The 4,267-nt window shown below is 41.6% G+C and carries 4 protein-coding genes and 1 pseudogene; all 5 read right to left on the bottom strand.

The features are described from left to right. Positions 1–187 (bottom strand): type IV toxin-antitoxin system AbiEi family antitoxin domain-containing protein (locus V512_RS10235; protein WP_165775389.1); only part of this gene is annotated, 187 nt, incomplete at its 3' end. Between the two features lie 746 nt (positions 188–933). Further along, positions 934–1,860 (bottom strand): hypothetical protein, encoded by a 927-nt coding sequence (locus tag V512_RS10230; protein ID WP_165775388.1) that lies wholly within the window; start codon positions 1,858–1,860, stop codon positions 934–936. A 47-nt stretch (positions 1,861–1,907) separates the two neighbouring features. Then, a complete protein-coding gene (locus tag V512_RS10225; RefSeq protein WP_099830369.1) occupies positions 1,908–2,936 on the bottom strand; it encodes a DUF262 domain-containing protein in 1,029 nt (342 codons plus the stop codon). Positions 2,937–3,488: 552 nt separating this feature from the next. Then, complete coding sequence (locus V512_RS10220; protein ID WP_099830368.1) at positions 3,489–3,947, bottom strand: hypothetical protein; 459 nt, start codon at positions 3,945–3,947, stop codon at positions 3,489–3,491. Positions 3,948–3,950: 3 nt separating this feature from the next. Next, positions 3,951–4,267, bottom strand: a pseudogene (locus tag V512_RS14650) (hypothetical protein); the annotation flags it as partial.

Here is a 4,267-nt window from a genome sequence, read left to right as displayed (position 1 = left end):
GATTGAACATCTCGTCGTCAAGGAATGTAGGAATAATGTAAACGCCTCGTTCCGATCTTTCGAGAAAACCTTTGTCTACCAAGACTCTCAAATAATGACGATTTATCCCCGCTGTTGTGACTTGCCTCGATGTGACTATACCGTTGTTTTTACGTGCGATGTCTAGAATCTGTTCAGCATAAGACATGTATCACCTCTCACAAGAGAACAAATATCATTTGCGCATACAATTGTATTGTTTATGTGCATGACTGTCAATACTATCAAGAATAAAGGCGGACTCCTTTGCAGATGACAGCGGAAGTTGTGGACACCTATTTTTGTCCGTTACTTACAATCAATGAAAGAGCAGATGCTGAATCAGAGTCAACATAACGAAAAGTCACACATGCGGAGTAACCGAACATATTCATACAGGTCGTAACTTCTCGTATACCCTTACTCAGTCGTTCCAGTAGAGAGTCGTAGAAACACTTGCTTCGTCATGTTGGAGCTATGATCAGGGATCTGCTTTTCAGTCTCATCGGTGAATCGTTTAAGCCCCTTGAGCGATCAACGGCTTGAAAATAGGGACTCTATTATTTACATTCCGGAAACGTTGTTCAACGTTCCAGAGTTAAGAAATATCTTTCGCGCTCTCAGTAGCCGCAGCGATTGTTGTTCAAGCGAGCACATATGCTAGAATTCTGTTCTGTTGTTGGTTTTCTTTCATTTCTTATTCTGGGGAATCTGCTTAGGTCCGGTACTTGTCTTGATTGGAGTGTAATTATGTATGGCTTATCTTTGTGGGATCCCAGGGGGTAACGTATGTCATTGAGTGCATTTCTTTCTGTAATCGTTCTTCTTGCGATTGGTTTCATCGTTCTGTATGTCTTGAGTATCTATCTTAAGTTCAGGAAGTCTTCGTATAAAGATGCGAGTTAAAAAGCAGATTCATTCGAAGTTAAAAATGTGGTTTACAGCAGCTAAGCTTGGAAACATATCCAAGACTTCCGTAAAAATAGGGAAAACATAGTCTTTAGCTCTGTCCTCAATTATCCCGGCTTCAAATAGAAGTGCGGTTATGTACTGAAAGAGTGAGATACTCATTAAGAAATCAGTCTGTTTCTGCTTTTGAACCAAGTTGTTCATTTCCTCGATTGATTGGCGAGTGTTTCCTTTGCCATTTTTATTCATTAGAGTATATAGATTGTCAGCAAACCGAGAGATGTCTTTTGGCATTAGCTCAGGCGGTATAAGATTCCGCTCAAACCACGTATGGCAAGTTTCAACGATACGATTTTTGTCTTCTGTCATGCTGTGATCACTTTTGGTGATTTCGCCTGCAACGGTGTCAAAGCAAAGGATTAGAGTATCAAGTTGCTCAACTGAAGCTTTTATTTGCGATGCCAATCTTGAACGACGCCAATCAATGGAATCTGATTTGTATGTAAGAGCATGATTTGTGACTGACCATGCGTGCTCAAATGCAGAGCAGATTTGAACCTCAAAATCAACATCATATATAGAAAAGTAAGAGCGATCTAGCATTTCCTCTGGAATGCCTTTAAGTCGACAAGTCATTCTTGTCGAGTCAAAACGGAAAACATCTGGAGCTTTTTTCTTCTCTCCTCGAGTTGTTTGTTTAATACAATCAAAGGCACTTCTGAAGTACTGGATAGTCTCTTTTTCTTCCCTAAGGGTGGGTATAACGACAGTAAAAGCAATGAGATCGTCTAATTCCGTCCATCGTTTGAACCTTCCTGTTTCGATCTTCTCAGAAATCGATTCAAGGGACTTCTTTCTATATTTGAAGGCATATCCCCTCTCTTCGCAGAAACCCAAGATTTGTTCTCGTGCCAATCTTGCCGTTTTATCCAAGAACGAATCTATCTCCGCATACTTTCTCTGGACTGAAATAGGGACGATCATAGACTTTTGATTACACTCTCCAAAACTCTCATCCTTGTTCTTATTGATCCAATGTTCTTGGATGCAGAGCGTGCAGCCTCATAGTAATCTGCTAGCGACTTGTCTGACTCCCTTTCCGAAGGGCTGTCAACTCGTACTAGAAACCCCATTAGTCTTTCGGCAAGTGCACCTTTATCGGTTGGTAGTTCGTTTCTCTTGTAAAGCTTAGACAACACCACAAAGAATGAATAGAAGTCAGCTTGATTTCGCAATCTAGATCTAGAAAGCTCCGGTTTGGACGCAGCGGTCTCACCTATATAACGTACAAGTTGTTGGAATTCATCGATCACCACATTCCTATCTTCCCAAGACATCTCTCTTTCGCTGTAAGCTTGATCAAGTTCATCTTGATTATAAGATTTCTCTCCCTCTTCAATAGAAAGCAGCAATTGCGATGTGAATTCTACGTCCTTCATCTGTCTTCTGCTTCGCAAAGCAATTTGTGGGAAGTTATTCGGTAGCTTCTCAAGAAGAAACTCGCTCATTTCTTCTGACTTCTCAATAAATGGACCGCCATACTTCGCGTGTCTGAGTTCCTGAGGAGATAATCTAGCGACATTTCTGTTTATTCTGTCAAATATATCGTGTATCACTTGTTCTTCGGTTGTTGGAACATATTCGACTAGGATCTGATAGGTCCAGAAAGCGATCTTCGTTTCTGTACTTAGTTCAGAAAAATACTTTCCCCGAGCCTCTGTCATTTTCCCGTCTTCGCTTACCGGAAAGAGGTCTTTCGCAAAATCGAACAGTGTTGAAAGTCTTTGCTTACCGTCAACGACGCTGTACGTTGATCTTCCTTCAGGGGTAATGTGATGAAACAAAAACACGGCTGGTGATGGGTATCCGAGAAGCACGGTGTCAATGAAGTATTCCTTATACTCCTGATTCCAAACACTCCTTCTTTGGTATGGCGGATCCATATCAAGCAAGCTACGAGTACTCAGGTCCCAAAACCAAGATATGGGTTGAATGTTTGATTGTCTCATTTTTTCACCTCTCTTGATGTCTACTTTTAGCAAGAATAGCAGCTAACCAAGATAGCATGTTGTTGTCTATTTTTTTGTAATCGACAGTGCATAGGTATCTTTGGAATTGTCTAGAAACAACAAGTACCTCTTCAGATATTATACATTAACCGATTAGTATTGTTATCTCTTAGGCACAAAGTTCATTTTTCACCTTATAGTAATGTGGCTCTTTCTTGACGCATAAAACGGGACTCCATTTTTAGGAACAGCAAGAAAACAGGGAGTCTATTATTTACATTCTCAAAATAGGGACAGACTCCATTTTTGAGAACAAGAGCAGTTCTTCCTTCATAAGAGCGTGCAGAGAGCCGTCCTTCGACCTTCGTCCAGGAGCGTGGACCCGTCCTTCGGAAGAGCGGGAGAAGAGCAGTTCCTCGTTCCGACGCTTCGCGACTAGGTTCTTCGTTGGTTTAGGATCGAGGGCGTAGAGCGGGAGCAAGATCCATTACTTAAAGAACGGTGTCCCGTATAGAATTACTTCGGGCTGACACGGGATAATCGGATGGGGCATTAGAATCTCATTTCTTTGTCAACAACCAAATGTTCTTGTGGGCCTTCGATTCCTTGTTTGTGGAGAAGACGTATTCTCTGTGAGTTCTTGGTGATCTTTACGTTGCCAGATGAAACCCAGAAGAACTTCCGGTTCTCAGTGATGACTCTTATCTGATTATCTATGATCCATCGCTTCATCCATTGCGCCTTCTTGATCACCTCATCGACCTCGGATTCATTTGCCGGATGAATCTCTATGAATGCTGTTTTCAGAACAGCATCACTCTCGATGAAAACAGCATAGTCCCATCTATTCTCAGTCGGATAATCCTCTTTGAGGCAGCTATCTATATCAACGCTCTTTGCATTGGTTCTCGTTTCTTGAAGACTGACTTTGTCAGGTTTCCCAATTGCTTGAAGTCCGTTCTTTATACAGGGGCCAAGTGATGAATTCATTATGGGCTGCATTTGATCCATTTTCTACCTCCAGAGCTGTGCTACGATTTCGTTTGTCTTGGAAGTGAATTCTACGAGGCCACCCCATTCCGAAACTGACTTCTTATCGCTCCCGGGATCGAGTGAAGAAATATCTTCAGTCACCACGCCAGCGTCGGTTGGTTTGAAGTAGTTGACAACGAGCTTCTTGTTTTCCAAATCCTTTATTAGTTTGTTCGTATTTGTCGTTGTTTTTAGTTCGAAAAGGTCGAGGAGAAGCTTCCTCTTTTTGTCTGCAGTTGCTTCAGGATGAGATACAAAAAAAAATAAAAAAATAGGGACAAAAATAAAAAGTAAGGGAC

Source organism: Mesotoga sp. Brook.08.105.5.1, from assembly GCF_002752635.1.
Taxonomy (GTDB): domain Bacteria; phylum Thermotogota; class Thermotogae; order Petrotogales; family Kosmotogaceae; genus Mesotoga.
The sequence above is the reverse complement of the archived record's forward strand: the minus strand, read 5'-3'. Positions and strand labels throughout refer to the sequence as shown.

What these genes read in the sequence shown, in the direction of transcription:
- V512_RS10225 (WP_099830369.1), bottom strand. Translation starts at nt 2,936, where the DNA reads ATGAGACAATCAAACATTCAACCCATATCTTGGTTTTGGGACCTGAGT.
- V512_RS10220 (WP_099830368.1), bottom strand. Translation starts at nt 3,947, where the DNA reads ATGGATCAAATGCAGCCCATAATGAATTCATCACTTGGCCCCTGTATA.